Below are 19,707 nucleotides of genomic sequence, written 5' to 3'. Positions count from 1 at the left end.
GAAGAGGCAGGAGAGCAATGAAAACGCGGCGATTGGGCAAGACCGACTTTCTGGTTTCCGAAATCGGATTGGGCACATGGCAGTTGGGCGGCGATTTCGGCCCCATCGAGGATATGGACGCCTCGACCATTCTCGCCAACGCCGCGCGGCTCGGGGTCAATTTCTGGGATACCGCCGACGTTTATGGCAACGGGCTGTCCGAGCACCGGATCGGTACGTTTTACGGCAAGCCCGACGGGCTTGTGGTGGCCACCAAGGTGGGCCGGGCGGCGGCGCTCTATCCCGACAAATACACAAAAGGCGGGGTGCGCGAGAGCCTTGAAGAATCGGCGCGGCGGCTGTGCGTGGAGAGCATCGACCTGGCGCAGCTCCATTGCGTGCCGCGCGAGGTGCTCGAGGCGGGCGAGGTCTTTGGCTGGATGGACGAGATCAAGGCCGAGGGGCTGATCAGGAACTGGGGCGCGAGCGTGGAAACCATCGCCGAGGCTGAAATCTGCCTCGAGCACGAGGGACTGGCGACGCTGCAGATCATCTTCAACATCTTCCGCCAGGACGCCGCCGAAAGCCTTCTGGACAAGGCGATGGAACGCGATGTGGGGGTGATCGTGCGCCTGCCGCTGGCTTCGGGGCTGCTGTCGGGCAAATATACGCGCGAGACGGAGTTTTCCCCCACGGACCACCGCGGCTACAACCGGGACGGGCAGGCGTTCTCGGTGGGCGAGACATTTGGCGGCATTCCGTTCGAAACGGGAGTGGAACTGGCCGACGAGTTGCGCGGCTATGTGCCCGAGGGCCAGCGGATGAGCCTTTTCGCGCTGCGCTGGATTTTGGACCACAAGGCGGTTTCCACCATCATTGCCGGGGTCTCGCGGCCCGACCAGATCGGGGTGAATGCCGAGGCGGGCGATCTGCCCGAACTGCCGCAATCGGTGCATGAAAAGCTCAAGGCGTTCTATGCCGAAAAGGTGCGGCCGGCGATCAGGGGCGAGATATAGGCGCCGGGCGGGGGCGCCTTCAGCGTGACAGGTCGCGCACCGGGCGGACGTGATCCTCGAATGGCACATGGCGACGCTGAAAAACCGCGCCGTCTTCGATTTCCGGTCGGGTGATCCGGTCCATACGGAAATGACGGAAGGCTCCGCGCGCCGGATCCCAGGCCACCAGATACCAGAGCGGCGGCAGAATGAGCATGGCTTGCGGCTCGACGTTTCGGTCGGTTACCGCCCCTTTTGAATCGCGGTATCGGAAACGCAGGCGGAGCCGCTGGAGAAATGCCGTCTCGAATGCCGGCAGCAGCGCGGGGGCCATCGTGCCCATATCCGAGATGTTCACCAGCGGTGAAAGGTGCCCGACATAGAGGCAATCGAGGAGGCGGCGCAGATCGCGCAATTTGTCGGCGGGCAAAGCGCGCTCGATCCTGGCGAGCGCCGCATCGGCAAGATCGGAAAAGGGCAGGCCTCCGGATGCACGCACCGAAACAACGCTGATGAGAAGCGCAAAGACCTCGGGGACCGAAAGCCGCGCCGTGGCCTGAACCGATTGCGGATCCAGTTGCAGGCCGCCCCCGCGGCCGGGCTCGGAGTGAATGACAAAGCCCTCATCGCGCAGCGCGCCGATGTCACGCAACACGGTGCGCCTGGAGGCACCGACCTCGGCGGCCAGATCAGCGACCGTCGAAATCCCGTTGCGGCGAAGACTGCGCACTATGGCGTCTTGTCGGAGGCGAGCTGTCATGAGGCGAGTTGACCATTTTATGGTGTCAGAATCTGGCACCATTCGCCCCTAGACAGCCGCCGTGCAAATCAGCAAGGCGGACAATGATGCTCAAGACAATCGACTTTCCCAAACCCACGCTGGTCCCGGTCAATGGCGTGAACCTCGAAATCTTCGAGGCCGGACGGGAGAACAGGGGAAACCCCATTGTGCTCTGTCACGGCTGGCCCGAACATGCCTTTTCCTGGCGCCATCAGGTGCCCGCCCTTGTGGCAGCGGGCTACCATGTGATCGTTCCCAACCAGCGGGGCTATGGCAATTCATCCCGCCCGGCCGAGGTCACAGCCTATGACATCGAACATCTGTCGGGCGATCTCGTCGCGCTTCTGGATCACTACGGGTACGACGATGCCATTTTTGTCGGTCACGATTGGGGTGCAATGGTGGTCTGGGGGCTGACCCTGCTGCATCCGGGCCGGGTCAACACTGTGATCAATCTGAGCCTGCCCTACCAGGAGCGTGGAGAACGGCCCTGGATCGAAGTCATGGAACAGATGCTCGGGGGCGACTTCTATTTTGTTCACTTCAATCGGCAGCCGGGCGTCGCGGACGCTGTATTGGAGGAAAATACGGTCCGGTTCCTGCGCAACCTCTATCGGAAAAACGTTCCTCTTGCGGCGCCCGAACCGGGGATGATGATGATCAATCTTGCAACAGCCGATGAGCCCCTGGGTGAACCCGTGATGAGCGATGGCGAACTGGCCGTTTTCGTCGCCTCTTTTGAGACATCGGGCTTTACGGCCAGCATAAACTGGTACAGGAACCTCGACCGCAACTGGCACCTGCTGGCGGATGTGAACCCTGTCATCGCGCACCCTGCCCTGATGATCTATGGCGAGCGGGACGGGATCGCCAAGTCCGAGAGCCTGGCCGCGTTCGTTCCCAATGTGGAGGTGGTCACACTCGATTGCGGCCACTGGATCCAGCAGGAAAAGCCTGAGGAAACAAACCGGGCCATTCTCGATTGGCTGGACCGGCAGGGTGGAATGCGGCTCTGAGGCAACCAGCAGCCCCACGGAGCCACCAGGGTCGGACCGTTTCCAGCAATGCCGCCAGCTCATCGGGCATGAGCAGCGGGACGTCGTGGCCGCCGCGCCAAAAAAGATTGCACTTGATTTTAGCGCGACAAGCGCGCTTTCGATTTCGGTCCGCCAATCGTGGCGGCACCCGAGACCCCAGCCATGACCGCACTTGCCGCAGCGCCTTCGCTTTTTTCCCTTGCCGCCCCGATCCTGCTTTTGATTGCCTCGAACGTCTTCATGACCTTCGCCTGGTATGGGCACCTGAAATTTCCCGGGGCGGCGCTGTGGGTGGTGGTGCTGGTGAGCTGGGGGATCGCGTTTTTCGAATACTGGCTGGCGGTGCCGGCCAACCGGATCGGGTATGGCACCTATAGCGCGGCGGAGCTCAAGACGATCCAGGAAGTGATCTCGCTTTCGGTGTTCGCGCTGTTTGCGATTTTCTATCTCGGCGAGAAATTCACGCTCAACCACGTGCTGGGCTTCGCCTTTATCGCGGTCGGGGCGTTTTTCATCTTCAAGGGGCCGATCCGATAGGGCCGGCCCCTGCCCGCTTTCGGCTACGGCACCATGGGCTCGAAATCACGGCCGGAAATCTGGCTGATGATGGCGTAAGCCATCTGGCCGAGGGCATAATAGGACCATGACGACGCCTGATCGCGCGGGATGACAACCATCTGGTTGGTGCGGCAGGCATGGAGGAAATCGCAAAAGCCGGGCACGATGTCTTCAAGCTGGGCGATGGCATCGGCCGGGGTATAGCCGATTTCGGCCGGGTAGGTCACGAAGACGAAGTCGGCATCGAGCTGAGGCAGAACCTCGCCGCTCCAGCGGGCGCTTTCATCCTCGGGAATGGCATCGACGATCCGGGGGAACGCAAATCCCGCGTCGCGCAGGACGCGGCCGAGATTGAAATAGGAGTGCCAGACGGCCAGCTCGCCCCCCGAACCCTGAATGACGTTGACGGTCACATCGGCGGTGTCGACCAATGCGGTGATTTCGGCGATCTGGTGACGGTAGCGGGCTTCGAGCATTTCGAGCTGGCGCTGGGTGCCGGTGAGGTCCGCGAGCGTCGAATAGAGCCCGTATTCGGCGCGGGCGGCATTGTCGAGCACGATGGTGGGCGCAATGGTTTCAAGCTGGTCGAGGATTTCGCTCTGGGCATCCACAGTGATGATGAGATCGGGTTCTGCCGCCGCCACCGCTTCGATATCGGCGGGGAAATTGCCCATGAAGGCGATATCGGAATTGTCGAAATCGGCGCCGGTCAACATGCGCGCCGAACGGATGTAGGGCGTGCCGTCCTCGGTGGTGCGCCCGTGGCTGCCGACGGGGACAACGCCCAGTTCGAGCAGCGGAATGGTTATGGACTGATCGTGGAGAGACACGATGCGCTGGGGATCGGCCGGAATGTCGACCACGCGGCCGATATCGTCGGTAAAGCTGCGCATGTCCTGGGCGGGGGCGCCCGAGGACACAAGAGCGAGCAGCCCCACGACAATCGCAAACCGTTTCATTGACGCAATCTCCTTTTGTCCGCCGGACCGCAACGGGTCCGATGGAAATACATGATTTAAAATGTCATGTTTATTTCCCAGCGGCTGGGAAGTGTCAAGCGCCAAGCGGCGGCGCGATTTTTGCCCGCCCTGCCGAATAGGCAGAATGGGACCGCCCCGGAGGGCGGCCCTTTTTTGTCAGTGGACGGTGCCCGAGCCGCCGGCGACGACGATGCCCATGGGGAGGCCATCGACGGGGATGGTGCCGGCAAGCTCGAAGGCGTTCGCATCGATCCGGTGGATCTGCGAAGCGTTGGGATCGGTCACGAGGATCTCATCGCCGGCGACCGCGATGCGGGGGCGCGGGTCGGACCAGTGGCCGTCCATGGAATAGGGTTCGGTGAGCGCCAGGGTTGCGCTTATCTCGCCCGAGAGGGTGTTGAGGCGGTGCAGATTGCCGTCCTCGGTGAAGATGTAGGCGAATTGCGGCCGGACGGAATCGCGCGCGAAATGCACGCGGCGGGTGGGCAGATCGACGAGGCGGAAGGTTTCCTGATGGGGATCGATCAGCACGACGTGGTCGGCGCCGTAATTGCCGAGGAAATACTGGATTCCGACGCCGCCGAGAAGGGTCGAGCTTTTGCCTTCGGGCAATGCCTCGTCATAGGGCAGATGGGTGATCTGCGGTCCCTCGGCGCTGTCGGTGACAAGGAGCAGGCCCGTATCGCAGGCGATGGCGAGCAGATTGCCGGAGTTGGCCTCGCCGTGCAGGCCGGGGCAGGCGTGGGTATCGCCGATCGGCTGGTCGTTGGCATCAAGGACGTTGATGCCGACGGGGAGGTTCGATGGGTCTTCTGGGTGCGGTTCGGTGATGAGGACGTAATCGCCATAGGCGGCGGCAACGCCGTGATGGGGGGCGCCGGCCTCCACGATGCGCGGGTCGGCACTGTCGAAATCGGCTTCATCGATGATTTTGGCAACGCCTTCATCGTCGAAGAACAGGGCGATCTGGCCGTGATGTTCGACGAAGTGGACCGGATATTCGCCCTCGATGGCCCCGTCGAGGAGGGCCGGGTCGGTGATTTCGATATCGCCATGGTCGCCGTGATCGTCGATGGCGATGCCGGTATCGATGGCCTGAACGATGTTGGCATTGCCCTGAACGGCAAAGACATGTTCGCCGCTGGAGGTGACATAGAGGCTGGCGGGACCGTTAAGCGTGAAAGTGTCGGCGATTTCGCCGGCTTGAAGGTCGATGACGCTGACGGTGCCCTGGGCCTGATCGGAGACGAAGGCGCGCCAGATCGAGACCTCGTCGGCATTCGCCATGCCGGGGAGTGCGATGCCGGCCAGAAGGAGGGCGCGGAAGAGAGGGGGGTTCAGGTTCATGGGAATTTGTCCTTTATGTTATAACGTAACATTACGAATTGAGATTTGCGATTGTGGGAACGGAAGGGGGATCAGCGGAGGTCGGGGGTTCGGGCGCGGTGCAGGTCCTCGGGTCGAGCCCGAGGACGACGAAGGTGGCAGGGCCAGCGTGCCAGCATTGCTGAAGCGCCGCTCAAGGGGGCTATTTCGGGGTGGGGCGGGTGCCTGAAGGCACCCCGCCCCTTTGCCCGGCAACCGGGTCCGGCAGGCAAACCGGCTCAGTCAACGAGGCAATCGAGAAGATTGTCGGCCATGGTGTTCATCAGCGTGAAATAGAGTTCGGGGCCATCGGCGATGTCGGCGCCCAGAGGGTCAAGGGTGCCGATGCGGGCGCCGGTGCCTTCGGCGATGGTTTCGATGACCTGGGGGGAAAACTGGGGTTCGGCGAAAAGGCAGGCGGCGCCTTCCTGTTCGACGACGGCGCGGATTTCGGTCAGCCGCCCTGCCCCCGGCGCGATCTCGGGATTGACCGTGAACGAGCCGGTCGCCTCGATATCGAAGCTCTGCTCGAAGCCGTGATAGGCGTCGTGGAAGACAAAGAAGGATTTGCCGCGCGCGGGGGCGAGACGGGCATCGATTTCGGCCTGCAGCGCATCGAGGCGGGCGACGAGGGCCTGGCCGTTGGCGTTGTAGGTCTCGGCGTTTTCCGGGTCGGCGGCTATCAGCGCGTCGGCGATGGCGGCGACCATGAGGCGAGCATTGTCCGGATCGAGCCAGATATGGGCATCGCCGTGTTCGTGATCGTGGTCTTCCGCGTGATCGTCATGATCGTCGTGATCGTCCTCATGGGCGTGTTCGTCGTGCGCTTCATGGTCCTCATCGCCATGGCTGTGGGCTTCGAAGAGGCCCCCTTCGCGCAACTCGAGGATATTCATGCCCTCGACATCCATCATCTCTATTTTCGTCGCGTCAGCGGCAAGCGTATCGAGAGGGCCGTCGAGGAAGGTTTCGAGGTCCTCGCCGATCCAGAAGACCAGATCGGCGCTTTCGAGCTTGCCGGCATCGGAGGGGCGCAGGGAAAAGCCGTGCGGGCTTGCCGCGCCTTCGATGAGCAGCTCGGGCGCGCCTACGCCATCCATGACCCCGGCGACCAGCGAATGCAGCGGCTTTATGGTGGCAACCACATTGGGCGCGGCGAGCGCGGGGGCGGCGGCAAACAGCGCGACGGCGGCGGGCGCGAGAAGGGCAACGGCTTTATTGGGCATTGTCGGGACGGCTCCGGACGATTATGTTATGACATTACACAGCAATGTAATGCTATAACATTGCGACTTGAGTCAATGCACATCTGGCAGGATAGGGCATGAAAAATTTCAGCGCACCCGAGCGCGACGACATCGTCAGGGTTGAAGGCGTCGGGGTGAAACGCGACGGCCGCTGGCTGGTGCGCGGGGTGGATATGGCCATCGCGCGCGGGGAAATCGTGACGCTGATCGGGCCGAACGGATCGGGCAAATCGACCACGGTCAAGACCGCTCTGGGCATCATCAAGCCCGATGAAGGGAGCGTCTGGCGCGCGAAAGACCTTGCCATCGGCTATGTGCCGCAAAAGATCGCCATGGACCGCTCGCTGCCGATGACCGTGGACCGGTTGATGGCGCTGACGGGGCGGCGGACAAAGGCCGAGATCGCGGCAACGCTGGAGATGGTGGGGATTTCCCATCTGGCACGGGCGCAGGTGCATTCGCTTTCGGGCGGGGAATTTCAGCGCGCGCTGATCGCCCGCGCGGTGATCGGGCGGCCCGACCTGTTGGTGCTCGACGAACCCGTGCAGGGGGTCGATTTTTCCGGCGAGGTGGCGCTTTACGACCTGATCGGGCGGATTCGCGACGAGACCGGGTGCGGGGTGATTTTGATTTCGCACGATCTGCATGTGGTGATGGCGCGCACCGATACGGTGATCTGCCTCAATGGGCATGTGTGCTGCCAGGGCACGCCCGACAGCGTGGCGGCGAGCGGGGAATATGCGGCACTGTTCGGGCCGCGCGCGGCGGAAACGCTGGCGATCTATCGCCATGAGCACGATCATTCCCATCTGCCGGACGGGACGGTGCGCGACGCCAAGGGGCAGCTCCATTTCGACCATCACGCGCATGGGCCCCATTGCGAGCATGAGGTGCGTAAGGATGCTTGAGAGTTTTTTCACCCGCGCGCTGGTCGCCGGGGTGGGGCTGGCGGCGGTGACGGGGCCGCTGGGGAGCTTCATCGTCTGGCGGCGCATGGCCTATTTCGGCGACACGATGGCTCATTCGGCCATTCTGGGGGTGGCGCTGGCGCTGTTCTTTTCGTTTTCGCCGGTTGTGGGGGTGTTTGCCATCGCGGTGACGGTGGCACTGATCCTGGCGTTTTTGCAGCGCCGGGGCACGCTGTCCGCCGATTCGCTCTTGGGGCTTTTGAGCCATTCGGCGCTGGCGCTGGGGCTGGTGCTGGTGTCGCTGATGCCCAATGTGCGGATCGATCTGATGGGGTTGCTGTTCGGCGACATTCTTGCGGTTTCGGTGGGCGATCTGGCCGTCATCTATGGCGGGGGGATCGTGGTGCTGGGGGTTCTGGCGTGGTTGTGGCGGCCGATGCTGGCGGGGACGGTGTCCGAGGATATCGCGCAGGCCGAAGGGCTGAACCCCGAGCGAACGCGGCTGATCTTCATGGTGCTGCTGGCCGGGCTGATCGCCATATCGATGAAGATTCTGGGGGTATTGCTGATTACCGCAATGCTTATCATTCCCGCCACCGCCGCGCGGCGGCTGGCCAATACGCCCGAGCAGATGGCGATCTATGCCGGGCTGGGCGGGATCGCCGCCGTTCTTGCGGGCTTGTGGGCATCGCTACATTTCGATACGCCATCGGGACCCTCGATCGTGGTGGCGGCGCTTTGCGTTTTTGCCGTCACCTCGATCGTTCCGCTGGGCAACAAGGGAGCCGCCTGAGACATGAGTGCGCATTCCGATCTCACCCGCAACCAGTCGCTGGTGCTCGACCGGCTGGGAAAGGCCCATGCGCCCATGAGCGCCTACGCGATCCTCGACCAGTTGCGCGATGACGGGTTGCGGGCGCCGCTGCAGGTCTATCGGGCGCTCGACAAGCTGCTCGACATGGGACTAGCGCACCGGCTGGAATCGATGAACGCCTTCGTTGCCTGCGCGCAGCCGCACTGCCATGATTCCGGACTGATCGCCTTTGCGATCTGCGAGAAATGCGGGCAGGTGAGCGAGTTTTCCGACGACGTGGTGCGCGAAAGGCTGACCGGATGGGCGGACCGGGAGGGGTTTGTGGTCAAGCGCACGACGATGGAAATACGCGGGGAGTGCAGGGTTTGCGCTGCGGCTTAGTTTTGCCTCACGGGGCGCACCGCATTTTTCATGACGCGCTAAAACCGCACTGTGAAAAATGCTGCCCCTCGGGGCGGCGAAAACGTTCGCCGGGGTCCTCGCCAAGGGCTCGTCCAGGCGTGCCCATAATTAGCGCAGCATAGGGTGCTTCCAGGGATGGTGCGGCGTTGGTGCCAATCGCACCGACCCTCACCATTACGGGAAGGGACTGCCAAGACGGCGTGCAAGCGGTTCCAAATCCCCAATGCAACACCTCCCCCTCGACGGGGGAGGATGAGAGAGGGTGGCGCGGCAGGCGCTACGGCCGGAACGCCGGATGTCAGGCGACCTTGGAGATGTCCGGGACCGCGTTGAGCAGCATGCGGGTGTAGTCGGCCCTGGGGGCTGAGAAAATGTCTTCGACCGGGCCGGATTCGACGAGGTTGCCGTTGTGGAGCACGCCGACCGCATCGGCCATCTGGCGCACGACGGCGAGGTTATGGCTGATGAGCAGATAGGTCAGCCCGAACTCCTCCTGCAGCCGGCTCATCAACTCGAGCACCTGAGCCTGGACCGAGACGTCGAGGGCGGAGGTGGGCTCGTCGCAGATGATGAATTCGGGCTGGCTGGAGAGCGCGCGGGCAATCGCGATGCGCTGGCGCTGGCCGCCCGAGAACTCATGGGGATATTTGCGCATGGAAACCGGGTCGAGCCGGACGCGCTCGAGCAGGTCTGCAACGCGTTCGGCGATTTCGCCGGGCTTGCGCGCAATCCCCAGCGCCCGCATGGGCTCGGCGATGATATCGCCCACCCGCCAGCGCGGATTGAGGCTGGCATAGGGATCCTGGAAGATCATCTGGATTTTCGAGCGGCGCTTTGCGGCGGCTCCCTTCGACCAGATGTCGGTGCCTTCAAGGGTGACGGTGCCGGCGGTGGGCGGCAGCAGCCCCACCATCATGCGGGCGCATGTGGATTTACCCGATCCCGATTCTCCGACCAGCCCATAGGTCTTGCCGCGCTCGATGGCAAAGGACACGCCATTGACCGCCTTGACGATCTTGCGGTTGCGGCCGGTGACGCGAGCGAGGAAGGAGCCGGAAAGGTCGAACTGTTTGGTCAGTTCGTCCACGACCACCAGAGGCGGTTCTTTGGCCTGCATCTGCACCACGTCTCCGCGCGCAACGGCGGCGGCGTAGCGCGGGTTCTGGGCCTTGATCGAGGGAATGGCTTCGATCAGTTTGATCGTATAGGGCTCTTTGGGCCGATGGATGATATCGCCCACAGGGCCGGTTTCGACGATTTCGCCCTTGTTCATGACGATCATCCGATCGGCCGCTTCGGCGATCACCCCCATATCGTGGGTAATGAGCATCACCGCCACGCCGCGTTCGGCGCAGAGGCGTTTTAAGACCTTGATGATCTGGGCCTGGACCGAAACGTCGAGCGCCGAAGTGGGTTCGTCGGCGATGACCAGTTCGGGCTCGGCGGCCAGGGCAAGCGAGATCACCACGCGCTGGCGCATGCCGCCCGAGAACTGGTGCGGATAGGAATCGATGCGGCTTTGCGGATCGGGGATGCCGGCATCGGCCAGAAGCGCGATGGCGCGGGTGCGGGCCTCGTCCTGATTGAGCGGGAGATGGCGGCGGATGGTTTCGATAAGCTGCTCGCCTACGGTAAAGAGCGGGTTCAATGAGGTCAGCGGGTCCTGCATGACCATGCCGATGCGGCGGCCGCGGATCTTGCGCAGGCTTTCCTCGTCGAGCCCGTCGATGCGATCACCGCTGAGGGTAATCGATGTGGCGGAAATTTCACCCGGCGGATCGATCAGACCCATGATGGCGGTGCCGGTCATGGATTTGCCGGCGCCCGATTCCCCCACCACGCCGAGCACTTCGCCGGGCATGATGTCGAACGAGATGGAATTGACGGCGGTGAAATCGCCGCGCCGCAGATGGAAGACGACGGAAAGGTCTTTGACGGAAAGAACAGGTTGGCTCATCAGCGCAGCCTCGGGTTCAGGGCGTCACGCAGCCAGTCACCAAGAAGGTTGACCGACAGGGCCAGGAGCACAAGCGTGATGGCAGGGAAAAACAGGATCCACCACTCGCCCGAGAACAGGAATTGCTGGCCGATGCGGATCAGCGTGCCCAGCGAGGGCTGGGTGGGCGGAACGCCGACGCCCAGGAACGAGAGCGTGGCTTCGGCGATGATGGCGAGGGCCAGGCCAATGGTGCCGATGACCAGCACCGGGCCGAGGACGTTGGGCAGGATGTGGCGGATGAGGATGAACACCGGCTTGACCCCGATGATGCGGGCGGCGGAAACATAATCCTTTTGCCGCTCGACCATTGTGGTGCCGCGCACGGTGCGGGCGAACTGGGCCCAGTCCGACAGTCCGATGGAAAAGATCAGGACGAAAATCGCCATGGATTCGCGCTGGTTGGGCGGAATGATGCCGCGGGCGATGCCGAAGATCAAAAGCGCGATCAGGATGGAGGGGAAGGAAAGCTGCACGTCGGCGACGCGCATGATGATGGTATCGGTCAGCCCGCCGCGATAGCCGGCGATCAGGCCCAAAGTGACGCCGAGCACCATGGCGAAAAGGATGGCCGACAGGCCCACCATGAGCGAAACGCGCGAGCCATAGAGAATGGCCGAGAACACGTCGCGCCCCTGATGGTCCGACCCGAGCATGAAGAAGCTGCCCGAGAAACTCTCGCTCATGGGCGGGGTAAACCCGTTCATGAGGTTGAGGGTGCGCGGGTTGAAAGGGTCATAGGGCGCGATAAAGGGCGCGAAAATCGCAGCGAGGATCAGCACCGTCGCAACGATCGAGGAGACGATGGCCACCGGCGAGGTGCGGTAGGAATAGAAAATGTCGGAATCGACGATGCGGGCAAAACGGCTTTTGGGGGCTGTGGGGGTGATGTCGTTCATGGCTCAATGCCCCTTTGCCGCGCCGACCCGCAGGCGCGGGTCCACGACGTAATAGAGTATGTCGACGATGAGATTGACGACGACGAACACGAAGCCGACAAAGATCAGATAGGCGGCCATGACCGGCACGTCGACCACGGCGACCGAGGATAAAAACAGCGATCCGATGCCGGGCCACTGGAACACGGTTTCGGTGATCAGGGCCCCGGTGATGATCGAGCCCAGTTGCAACCCGGCGATGGTGATGACGGGGACCATCGTGTTTTTCAAAGCGTGCGAGAAGTTGATGGCGCGCTTGGAAAGGCCGCGGGCGCGGGCGAACTTTATATAATCCTGGCGCAGCACCTCGAGCATTTCCGCGCGCACCAGGCGCATGATGAGCGTCATCTGGAACAGCGAGAGGGTGATGGCGGGCAAAATGATCGAGCGCAGGCCGGTTTCGGTGAAAAAGCCGGTGGTCCACCAGCCGAAATCGATGACCTGGCCGCGCCCGAAACTGGGCAGCCATTGCAGCTCGACGGCAAAAATGTAGATGAGCCCGATGCCGATCAGGAAGGTGGGCAGCGACACCCCGATCAGCGAAAACGCCATGATGGCGGCGGCTGCCGGATTCTTGCGGTTGAGCGCGGTAAAGACGCCGGCCAGAATGCCGAAGACCAGGGCGATGGTGGCCGAGGTGAGCGCCAGCTCGATTGTGGCGGGCAGGCGCGACATGACGAGTTCGGCAACCGGTGTTTGCAGGCGGTACGAGATTCCGAAATTGCCTTGCACAGCGTTGACGATGAAGCGGAAGAACTGCTCGTAGAACGGATCGTTCAAGCCAAGGCGCTCGCGCAGGAGCTCCTGATCGGCGATCGAGGCTTCCTGGGACACCATGGAGGCGACGGGATCGCCCACATAGCGGAACATGATGAATGCAATCAGGGCGACGGCGAGCATCACCAATATCGATTGCCCGAGCCGTTTGAAAATGAAGGCCAGCATTGACGTGGTCTCCGTGAACGCTTTTGCGCGGCGGACCGGGAGCATCCCGTATCTGTCGGCGTGTGCGTCTTGGACTTTATCGGAAAATTCGCCGACTACAATCGCGGCCGGGCGGGGCGGCCGGATGGGGCGAGGAATACGAAACGCCGCGCCACCACTTTAAACCTAAAGTCGTGGCGCGGCGCCCTGTCAGAACAACCGTCTTACTCGAAGACGACCCCTGTCATGGAGGGCTGGTTTTCCGGATGCACGGCGAGGGTCATGTCACCGCGCATGGCGTAGGCCAGCACCTGATTGTGGACCGGGATGAAGACGCGATCTTCCTGAACCTGGGCCCAGATGTCGGCGATCACCGCGTTACGGGCATCGAGATCGGTCATGGTGCCCAGCGATTCGATCATTTCATCGACTTCCGGGTTGGAATAGAGACCGATGTTGTAGGTGCCGTATTCATCGTCCTTGGTGTGAACCAGATCGTTGAAGTTGTAAGCGGAATCGAAGGTGGGAACGCCCCAGCCCAGGAGATAGAAATCCGTCTCGTTGTTGAGGATGAGCGGAGAGTGCTGGGCGACCGGGCGCGAGGCCAGGGTCACATCGATGCCGATCTGGCCGAGCATGCCCACGACAGCCTGAGCGATCGCTTCGTCGTTGACGTAGCGGTCATTGGGGGTGTCGAGGGTGACCGAGAAGCCATCGGGATAGCCGGCTTCAGCCATCAGCTCGGTTGCGCGTTCGACATCGACCGCCGGGCAGGCGTCGAGCTCTTCGGTCCAGCCGTTCACGAACGGAGGCATGTTGACGCAAGTGGGCAGCGACTGGCCGCGCATCACGACCTGACGAATGGCCTCGCGGTCGATGACCAGCGACATGGCTTCGCGCACCAGCGGGTTGGCGAAGGGGTTTTCGTCGGTGATGTTGGAGCTGATGAGCGGCTCGTCATCCATGGCGTAGCCGAAATAGATCGTGCGGTTTTCAGGGCCGGTCTCGACCTTGATGCCGTCGGTGCCCGCGAGGCGCTCGATATCCTGGACGGGAACGTCCTGCACCAGATCGACTTCACCCGAAAGCAGGGCAGCGACGCGGGTCGCGTTGTCGGCGATCGGGGTGTAGACGATCTCGGTGACGGCAGGAGCATCGCCCCACCAATCTTCGTTCACCGTCAACACCGAGCGGACGTCGGGGTCGCGTTCGGCGAGGACATAGGGGCCGGTGCCGTTGGTGTTGCGGACGGCGAAGTTTTCCTCACCGGCAGCAAAATCCTGGACTTCGGTAAGGTCGTTTTCTTCCGACCAGCCCTTGTCCATGATGAAGGTGTTGGTGATGTTGTTGGGATAGAGCGGGGACGGGCCGGCCATCTGGAATTCGACAGTGTAGTCGTCGACGGCAGCCACGCTTTCCACGTCGGCGTGAAGCTGACGCATGTTGGAATTTTCGGACTTGGCGCGCTCGATGGAGAACACCACGTCCTCGGCGGTGAACTCTTCGCCACCGTGGAAGGTCACGCCTTCACGGAGCTCGAAGACCCAGACGGTTTCGTCGCCTTCCTTGACGTACCAATCGGTCGCCAGGCGCGCCTGAAGATTGCCCTCCACATCGCGGTCGAGAAGGGTCTCGTAGATGTGGTGGTTGAAGGTGTGGGTCACGCCCTGGTTCTGGGAGTGCGGATCGAGCGTGAGAGCATCGGACTGACGGGCCCAGCGCAGCGTTTCGGCGCTGGCCGCGCCAACAAGCATGGTGGAGGCAAAAAGTGCCACCGCAATGCCGGAGAGCGTGTTTCGCATATCGAGTTAATCCCCTTGACAAAAATTACCCGCCATCGGCGCCCTTTGCCGGACGCCGATGGCGGAAGCCATCATCCAGAAAACGCCCCCGCCTGTTGGGCCGGAACGAGATACTGACTTTGGGGTCGAATATGTCGAAACGGCACGGTCAGACGATTAAGCTCTTTCTGTTGATCGATGTGCAGGGATTATCTTTTTTTGCATGACGATCCCTCCCTGCGACTTGGGGCCAGCAACGCGTAAGGGTTTTGCACCCGGGGCGTTGCGCGCCGAAGCCGCAACAAAGCGTCTTTTGTTTGATCGCGCAATGGGTATGTGGCGGACGTTTACGTCAGATATGCTGTCCTTTTTTGACTATCCGGTCAAAAAACTGCCAAATTCCGGGCTGCTCCGGCGTACTTGAGGGTACGATTTGCTGAAAATATTGGCAAAAAAATTTTTGTGCGCGATTGCTGCACAGCTTTCTCCCCCATGAAAGCGGCGGCGAACACGCCTGAATCACGGCAACGGGCTGAGTGCCGCCCAAGGGGAAATCAGAACGAATTGCCGGGTAGGCCGCCGCGCTGTGTCAGCCTGCGGGTGGTTCCCACAATTCGATGGGATTGCCTTCGGGGTCGTGAATGCGGGCGAAGCGGCCGGTTTCGGGGGTGTCCCACTCGGCGCGGGTTTCGATCTCAATTCCGGCCTGTCCGAGGTCGGCCATGAGGGCCGAAAGATCGTCGACGCGGAAATTTATCATCCACTGCCTGTCGGCAGGGAAATAGTCGGTTTCGCGCTTGAAGGGGGCAAAGACCGTCATGCCGGTCTCCTGCTCCCAGAAGCCGGGGACGCCGAGATGGGTTTCATACCATCTGGCCAGCGCCTCGGGGTCGCGCGAACGAAAGAACACCCCGCCTATACCCGTCGCCTGCGCCATTTCCAGCCTCCCCGCGCTCTGGCGATATTGGCATACGAGTTGTGACAAAGGTCAAGAGGTTGCGCCGCGGGCCAAGGCCAATTATGACATAACCGCCTTTTATGAGGAGCGCCTGCCTCTCGTGTCGATGATTTCGCAAAAAGCCCGCTACGCCCTGCGCGCCCTTGTGGCGCTGACGCGCGCCGGCGAAGGCGAAAGCCTGATGATCTCGGAAATCGCCGCCGGGCAGGACATTCCGAAAAAATTTCTCGAACAGATCCTGCTCGAACTCAAGCGCAGCGGCATCGTGATGTCCAAGCGCGGCAAGGCGGGCGGATATCTGTTGCTTAAAGCCCCGGGCGAAGTGAGCTTCGGGGAGGTGCTGCGCATCATCGATGGGCCGATCGCGCCCCTGCCCTGCCTCTCGAAAATCGCCTATCGGCGGTGCATCGACTGCCGCAGCGAGGACGATTGCGAAATCCGGCACGTGTTTTCCAAGGTGACCGACGCAACGCGCGCCGTGCTCGACCGCACGACTTTGGCCGACGCCATCGGGGAAGTGGACCTGCTGGAAAAGGCGAGCTAGGGCGCGCTGAGTTTACACAGCATCGATTTTGCTTCCAGCGCTTCCCCGGCCAAAGCCGGGGTCTATGTGCTTTGCCTCGGGCGCCGGCGCTTAGGGCAGCGCTGCTCGGCCCCGGCTTTCGCCGGGGAAGCGAAGGGCTGGGGGTCAGCGAACGGATGGGGTCAGACCTTAACGGCTTCAGCCAAAAACCTTGTCGCCTTCGACCCAGACGCCCTCAACACCCAAATCATCAGACAGGTGCACCATGGACGCCGCGGCGCCCGAGCCCAGATGCCCGATCGTTTCGGCGAGCCCGATGGCCCGGGCGGGGTAAAGCGAGGCCATGCGCAGGACCTCGGCCAGATCGAGCCCGATGGTCCTGTGCATATAGGCGACGGCGTCGATCATGGTGAGATCGGCTCCGGCCAGGGTGCCATCGGCCAGCCGCAGCGCACCATCGGCGCGGACGATGTCGCGGCCATTGAGGGTAAAGCCGGTCATGTCGGTGCCCATGGGGGACATGGCATCGGTGACGAGAAAGACCTTTCCCGGTCCTCTCTTGGCGCGCAGCGCGATGCCGATGGTTGCCGGATCGACATGGATGCCATCGGCGATGAGGCCGGCCCAGACGCCATTGGCGAGCGCGGCGCCAACAAGGCCCGGTTCGCGGTTGCCAAGCTGGCTCATGGCGTTGAACAGGTGGGTGACCATGGTTGCACCCGCTTCAAAGGCCAGCACCGCGCCGGCAATGCCGGTATCGGAATGGCCGAGCGAAACGGTGACGCCTGCCTGAGCCAGCCGGGCGATCTGGTCGGGGCCAACCGATTCCACCGCAACAGTGGTCAGAAGCGCGGGCATGGCCTGCCGGGCTTTCAGGAGCGCGAGCAAATCCGCTTCGTCCATGGGGCGGACATAATCGGGATTATGGGCGCCCTTGCGGGCGACCGAGAGGTGCGGCCCTTCGATATGAAGGCCGATAAAGCCTGGCACTTTTTGCGCGCTGGCGGCCATGCCGGCATCAAGGGCCTGGCGCGTGACCTCGCGCGTATCGGTGACGAGGGTGGGCAGCAGGGCCGTGGTGCCGAACTGGAAATTGGCGGCGCAGAGTTCTTGCAGGCCACCCACGCTGCGGTCCTCATTGAACAGGACGCCGCCGGCGCCGTTGACCTGCAGATCGATGAAGCCGGGCACCAGCATGCCGTGGCCAAGATCGATTTCGGCGGTGCCGTCCGGGACGTCGGCGGGGTGAAGAATGGCTTTGACGCGGTCGTCCTCGACCAGGACGACGCGACCTTCGTGCCAGGACTGGCCATCAAAGATTTTCGGTGCCGAGAGCGAAAACATTGTCATAGGGTCGAGGTTACCTTGCGCAGATGCGGGGGCTCGTCGGGGTTAAAGCCGCGATGGCGGGCCAGCGCTTCGATGAAGCCGTAAAACGAGACGACCAGCGCGATTGGATCGGTCAGCGGATGGCCGGTGCGGGCAACGGGAAGCGCAATACCGGCGCCGGGTTGGGAATCGGTGACGAAAACCGAACCACCCTGCCCGGCCAGAAGGGCGCAGGTTTCAAGGATCGAGGAACGGGCCTTGTCCGCCGCGCTGAGCGCAAGGACGGGGAACCCTTTCTGGACGATGGCGGCGGGGCCGTGCAGCACTTCGGCGGTGGAATAGGCCTCGGCATGCAGGCCCGAGGTTTCCTTGAATTTGAGCGCCGCTTCGTGGGCGATGGCGGCGCCCGGGCCGCGGCCGAGCACGTAAAGCGAATTGGCATTGGCCGTGGCTTCGACAAGGGGCGACCAGTCGCAGGAAAGCGCATTTTCGAGCGCTTCGGGAAGGGCGTCGAGGGCACCGAGCAGGGCCCTGTCGCCCGTCCAGCCGGCAACGAGAGCCAGACCGGCGACCGCGGAGGTCACGAAGGTCTTGGTGGCGGCCACCGATTGCTCGGTTCCGGCGCAAATGTCGATGACGTGATGAGCCGCCTCGGCCAATGGGGAGGCCGGGGTGTTGGTGATGGCGATGGCGGTTGCGCCCGAGCGCGAGGCGCTTTGCAGCATGGCGACGATGTCGGGGCTTTTGCCGGACTGGGAAATGCCGATGGCGGCGGCGCGGTCGAGCTTGAGATCGACGCCATAGATCGAGGCGATGGAGGGGCCGACCGAGGCGACGGGGGTGCCGGTGGCAAGCTCGCAAGCATATTTGAAATAGCTCGCCGCATGATCGGACGAGCCGCGGGCGATGGTTATGACGAGGCGCGGATCGGCACCGGCCAGCGCCTTGGCGGCCGCATCGAGCGCCGGGCGGCCCTCGCCGAGCAGGCGGGAAACGGCGGCGGGGATCTCGGCGATTTCGCGCTTCATATGGGTCTGGGTCATGCCGGCAATAAATCCTAACTTCCTGTTTTGTCGCACGGTGCTTCTTGTTTGGTCGCGCGGTCGAACCGAAAAAGTCTGCAACTTTTTCTGACCGCGCTCACGTTTGAAGGCGCAGTTCGGCGACGAAATCATAGGCGTCGCCGCGATAGATGGAGCGGGTGAATTCAACGATCCTGCCCGAAGCGAGATAGGAGGTGCGCTCGATGCGCAGGCTGGCGGCGCCGGGGGCGACATCGAGCAATTCGGCATCGTTTTTGCCCAGATTGACCGCGGCTATGCGCTGGATGGCGCGCACCGGGCGGTTGCCCGTCTGGTCGAGCTTGGCGTAGAGCGAATTTTCGACGGCGTCGGGATCGGGCAGCACAGAGGCGGCGAGCGAGGCGCGCTCGATGGCCAGGGGGTTGCCATCGGCAACGCGCAGGCGGGCGATGCGGGCGACCTTTTCGCCGGCGCCAAGGCCCAGAATGACGGTTTCCTCGTTGGAGGGATCGTAAAGGCCCCGATCGAGCCATTGGGAACTGAGCGTCATGCCGCGCCGCGCCATGTCCTCGGTGAACGAGGTGAGGCTGGAGAGCGATTGTTCGACGCGCTGGACGGTGGGCGCGACGAAGGTGCCCGATCCATGGCGCTGGATCAGGATGCCATCGGCCACGAGGTGCTGGACGGCCTTGCGCACGGTGACACGGGAAATCTCGGCGGTGGCGGCGATGTCGCGCTCGGAGGGCAGCGCATCGCCGGGATTGATGAGGCCCGATTTGACCGCATCCTCTATGGAACGGCGCAGGCGCATATAGAGCGGACCGCCGCTGGGGGCGCCTGCGGTCTTTCTGAAAATATCCTCGATGGTGGCACTCATTGACTGGCACTCATGGGCCGGCTCCCTCGTCCGGCCCGACGCCGGCACCCCTTTTTGCGGATATAATACCAATAATAGACCATTGGCCAAGCTGGCAGATCGGAAATTTTGTAAAAAGTGACGAAACGCCCCGATACAGGGGAGGTTGGCGAGAGCTCGGATGGCCGTTCAAGACAATTTCGTAATACCCCACTGGACAAGTGGTACTTTTTTGGCATTATCGAGGCAACAGGAGGATTGTGCATGCCACGAAGGGGCGACATGCTGATCGGAACCGGCGCGCGAGGGCGGTC

General features: G+C 62.6%; 19 protein-coding genes. 7 read left to right on the top strand and 12 right to left on the bottom strand.

Annotated elements, in window-relative coordinates:
• Window positions 1-17: 17 nt before the first annotated feature.
• On the top strand, window positions 18-995 hold the full coding sequence (locus KKY_RS19205) for an aldo/keto reductase (protein WP_014133058.1): 978 nt from the start codon (window positions 18-20) through the stop codon (window positions 993-995).
• A gap of 19 nt (window positions 996-1,014) precedes the next feature.
• Here KKY_RS19205 and KKY_RS19200 read toward each other — a convergent pair whose 3' ends face one another.
• On the bottom strand, window positions 1,015-1,734 hold the full coding sequence (locus KKY_RS19200) for a helix-turn-helix transcriptional regulator (RefSeq protein ID WP_041528919.1): 720 nt from the start codon (window positions 1,732-1,734) through the stop codon (window positions 1,015-1,017).
• A gap of 83 nt (window positions 1,735-1,817) precedes the next feature.
• On the opposite strand from KKY_RS19200, the gene KKY_RS19195 reads away from it, so the two are divergent.
• Window positions 1,818-2,771: an alpha/beta fold hydrolase gene (locus KKY_RS19195; RefSeq protein WP_014133056.1), complete on the top strand. Its 954-nt coding sequence runs from the start codon at window positions 1,818-1,820 to the stop codon at window positions 2,769-2,771.
• Window positions 2,772-2,954: 183 nt separating this feature from the next.
• A complete protein-coding gene (locus KKY_RS19190; protein WP_014133055.1) occupies window positions 2,955-3,329 on the top strand; it encodes a DMT family protein in 375 nt (124 codons plus the stop codon).
• A gap of 23 nt (window positions 3,330-3,352) precedes the next feature.
• Here KKY_RS19190 and KKY_RS19185 read toward each other — a convergent pair whose 3' ends face one another.
• The 3 genes from KKY_RS19185 to znuA all read right to left on the bottom strand — a co-directional run bounded on the left by KKY_RS19185 (window position 3,353) and on the right by znuA (window position 6,921).
• Entirely contained in the window at window positions 3,353-4,309 is a 957-nt protein-coding gene (locus tag KKY_RS19185) for an ABC transporter substrate-binding protein (RefSeq protein WP_014133054.1), read from the bottom strand.
• Window positions 4,310-4,486: 177 nt separating this feature from the next.
• The gene (aztD, locus tag KKY_RS19180) at window positions 4,487-5,677 is read right to left on the bottom strand and encodes a zinc metallochaperone AztD (protein ID WP_014133053.1); all 1,191 of its coding nucleotides are present in this window, start codon (window positions 5,675-5,677) and stop codon (window positions 4,487-4,489) included.
• A gap of 257 nt (window positions 5,678-5,934) precedes the next feature.
• Window positions 5,935-6,921: a zinc ABC transporter substrate-binding protein ZnuA gene (znuA, locus tag KKY_RS19175; RefSeq protein ID WP_014133052.1), complete on the bottom strand. Its 987-nt coding sequence runs from the start codon at window positions 6,919-6,921 to the stop codon at window positions 5,935-5,937.
• Window positions 6,922-7,019: 98 nt separating this feature from the next.
• Between znuA and KKY_RS19170 the strand changes: the two genes are divergently transcribed.
• From KKY_RS19170 to KKY_RS19160, 3 genes are read left to right on the top strand one after another with little or no spacing between them, the layout of a single operon-like run.
• Window positions 7,020-7,850: an ATP-binding cassette domain-containing protein gene (locus KKY_RS19170; protein ID WP_014133051.1), complete on the top strand. Its 831-nt coding sequence runs from the start codon at window positions 7,020-7,022 to the stop codon at window positions 7,848-7,850.
• A complete protein-coding gene (locus KKY_RS19165) occupies window positions 7,843-8,643 on the top strand; it encodes an iron chelate uptake ABC transporter family permease subunit (RefSeq protein WP_014133050.1) in 801 nt (266 codons plus the stop codon). The genes KKY_RS19170 and KKY_RS19165 overlap by 8 nt, the downstream gene beginning before the upstream one ends.
• A gap of 3 nt (window positions 8,644-8,646) precedes the next feature.
• A complete protein-coding gene (locus KKY_RS19160; protein ID WP_014133049.1) occupies window positions 8,647-9,045 on the top strand; it encodes a Fur family transcriptional regulator in 399 nt (132 codons plus the stop codon).
• Window positions 9,046-9,364: 319 nt separating this feature from the next.
• Here KKY_RS19160 and KKY_RS19155 read toward each other — a convergent pair whose 3' ends face one another.
• The 5 genes from KKY_RS19155 to KKY_RS19135 all read right to left on the bottom strand — a co-directional run bounded on the left by KKY_RS19155 (window position 9,365) and on the right by KKY_RS19135 (window position 15,642).
• Window positions 9,365-11,023: an ABC transporter ATP-binding protein gene (locus KKY_RS19155; protein WP_014133048.1), complete on the bottom strand. Its 1,659-nt coding sequence runs from the start codon at window positions 11,021-11,023 to the stop codon at window positions 9,365-9,367.
• Window positions 11,023-11,961 (bottom strand): ABC transporter permease, encoded by a 939-nt coding sequence (locus KKY_RS19150; protein WP_014133047.1) that lies wholly within the window; start codon window positions 11,959-11,961, stop codon window positions 11,023-11,025. The genes KKY_RS19155 and KKY_RS19150 overlap by 1 nt, the downstream gene beginning before the upstream one ends.
• A 3-nt stretch (window positions 11,962-11,964) precedes the next feature.
• Window positions 11,965-12,945: an ABC transporter permease gene (locus KKY_RS19145; RefSeq protein WP_014133046.1), complete on the bottom strand. Its 981-nt coding sequence runs from the start codon at window positions 12,943-12,945 to the stop codon at window positions 11,965-11,967.
• A 203-nt stretch (window positions 12,946-13,148) separates the two neighbouring features.
• The gene (locus tag KKY_RS19140) at window positions 13,149-14,726 is read right to left on the bottom strand and encodes an ABC transporter substrate-binding protein (RefSeq protein ID WP_014133045.1); all 1,578 of its coding nucleotides are present in this window, start codon (window positions 14,724-14,726) and stop codon (window positions 13,149-13,151) included.
• A 568-nt stretch (window positions 14,727-15,294) separates the two neighbouring features.
• Window positions 15,295-15,642 carry a VOC family protein gene (locus tag KKY_RS19135; protein ID WP_014133044.1) on the bottom strand — a complete coding sequence of 116 codons (348 nt, stop codon included), beginning with the start codon at window positions 15,640-15,642 and terminating at the stop codon, window positions 15,295-15,297.
• Between the two features lie 127 nt (window positions 15,643-15,769).
• Here KKY_RS19135 and KKY_RS19130 point away from each other — a divergent pair, with 127 nt between their 5' ends.
• On the top strand, window positions 15,770-16,207 hold the full coding sequence (locus KKY_RS19130; RefSeq protein WP_041528917.1) for an RrF2 family transcriptional regulator: 438 nt from the start codon (window positions 15,770-15,772) through the stop codon (window positions 16,205-16,207).
• 177 nt (window positions 16,208-16,384) lie between these two features.
• On the opposite strand, the gene nagA is transcribed toward KKY_RS19130, so the two are convergent.
• The 3 genes from nagA to KKY_RS19115 all read right to left on the bottom strand — a co-directional run bounded on the left by nagA (window position 16,385) and on the right by KKY_RS19115 (window position 19,414).
• Window positions 16,385-17,536, bottom strand: a complete 1,152-nt coding sequence (gene nagA, locus KKY_RS19125; protein WP_014133042.1) for an N-acetylglucosamine-6-phosphate deacetylase — start codon at window positions 17,534-17,536, stop codon at window positions 16,385-16,387.
• The gene (locus tag KKY_RS19120; protein WP_014133041.1) at window positions 17,533-18,558 is read right to left on the bottom strand and encodes an SIS domain-containing protein; all 1,026 of its coding nucleotides are present in this window, start codon (window positions 18,556-18,558) and stop codon (window positions 17,533-17,535) included. The genes nagA and KKY_RS19120 overlap by 4 nt, the downstream gene beginning before the upstream one ends.
• A 97-nt stretch (window positions 18,559-18,655) precedes the next feature.
• Window positions 18,656-19,414, bottom strand: coding sequence for a GntR family transcriptional regulator (locus KKY_RS19115; RefSeq protein WP_014133040.1), 759 nt, complete (start codon window positions 19,412-19,414; stop codon window positions 18,656-18,658).
• Window positions 19,415-19,707 lie beyond the last annotated feature (293 nt).

The organism is Pelagibacterium halotolerans B2 (genome assembly GCF_000230555.1).
Taxonomy (GTDB): domain Bacteria; phylum Pseudomonadota; class Alphaproteobacteria; order Rhizobiales; family Devosiaceae; genus Pelagibacterium; species Pelagibacterium halotolerans.
The sequence above is the reverse complement of the archived record's forward strand: the minus strand, read 5'-3'. Positions and strand labels throughout refer to the sequence as shown.

What these genes read in the sequence shown, in the direction of transcription:
- KKY_RS19190 (WP_014133055.1), top strand. Translation starts at nt 2,955, where the DNA reads ATGACCGCACTTGCCGCAGCGCCTTCGCTTTTTTCCCTTGCCGCCCCG.
- KKY_RS19205 (WP_014133058.1), top strand. Translation starts at nt 18, where the DNA reads ATGAAAACGCGGCGATTGGGCAAGACCGACTTTCTGGTTTCCGAAATC.
- KKY_RS19160 (WP_014133049.1), top strand. Translation starts at nt 8,647, where the DNA reads ATGAGTGCGCATTCCGATCTCACCCGCAACCAGTCGCTGGTGCTCGAC.
- KKY_RS19130 (WP_041528917.1), top strand. Translation starts at nt 15,770, where the DNA reads ATGATTTCGCAAAAAGCCCGCTACGCCCTGCGCGCCCTTGTGGCGCTG.
- KKY_RS19200 (WP_041528919.1), bottom strand. Translation starts at nt 1,734, where the DNA reads ATGACAGCTCGCCTCCGACAAGACGCCATAGTGCGCAGTCTTCGCCGC.
- KKY_RS19115 (WP_014133040.1), bottom strand. Translation starts at nt 19,414, where the DNA reads ATGAGTGCCACCATCGAGGATATTTTCAGAAAGACCGCAGGCGCCCCC.
- KKY_RS19185 (WP_014133054.1), bottom strand. Translation starts at nt 4,309, where the DNA reads ATGAAACGGTTTGCGATTGTCGTGGGGCTGCTCGCTCTTGTGTCCTCG.
- znuA (WP_014133052.1), bottom strand. Translation starts at nt 6,921, where the DNA reads ATGCCCAATAAAGCCGTTGCCCTTCTCGCGCCCGCCGCCGTCGCGCTG.
- aztD (WP_014133053.1), bottom strand. Translation starts at nt 5,677, where the DNA reads ATGAACCTGAACCCCCCTCTCTTCCGCGCCCTCCTTCTGGCCGGCATC.
- KKY_RS19195 (WP_014133056.1), top strand. Translation starts at nt 1,818, where the DNA reads ATGATGCTCAAGACAATCGACTTTCCCAAACCCACGCTGGTCCCGGTC.
- KKY_RS19155 (WP_014133048.1), bottom strand. Translation starts at nt 11,023, where the DNA reads ATGAGCCAACCTGTTCTTTCCGTCAAAGACCTTTCCGTCGTCTTCCAT.
- KKY_RS19145 (WP_014133046.1), bottom strand. Translation starts at nt 12,945, where the DNA reads ATGCTGGCCTTCATTTTCAAACGGCTCGGGCAATCGATATTGGTGATG.
- KKY_RS19170 (WP_014133051.1), top strand. Translation starts at nt 7,020, where the DNA reads ATGAAAAATTTCAGCGCACCCGAGCGCGACGACATCGTCAGGGTTGAA.
- KKY_RS19120 (WP_014133041.1), bottom strand. Translation starts at nt 18,558, where the DNA reads ATGACCCAGACCCATATGAAGCGCGAAATCGCCGAGATCCCCGCCGCC.
- nagA (WP_014133042.1), bottom strand. Translation starts at nt 17,536, where the DNA reads ATGACAATGTTTTCGCTCTCGGCACCGAAAATCTTTGATGGCCAGTCC.
- KKY_RS19140 (WP_014133045.1), bottom strand. Translation starts at nt 14,726, where the DNA reads ATGCGAAACACGCTCTCCGGCATTGCGGTGGCACTTTTTGCCTCCACC.
- KKY_RS19150 (WP_014133047.1), bottom strand. Translation starts at nt 11,961, where the DNA reads ATGAACGACATCACCCCCACAGCCCCCAAAAGCCGTTTTGCCCGCATC.
- KKY_RS19165 (WP_014133050.1), top strand. Translation starts at nt 7,843, where the DNA reads ATGCTTGAGAGTTTTTTCACCCGCGCGCTGGTCGCCGGGGTGGGGCTG.
- KKY_RS19135 (WP_014133044.1), bottom strand. Translation starts at nt 15,642, where the DNA reads ATGGCGCAGGCGACGGGTATAGGCGGGGTGTTCTTTCGTTCGCGCGAC.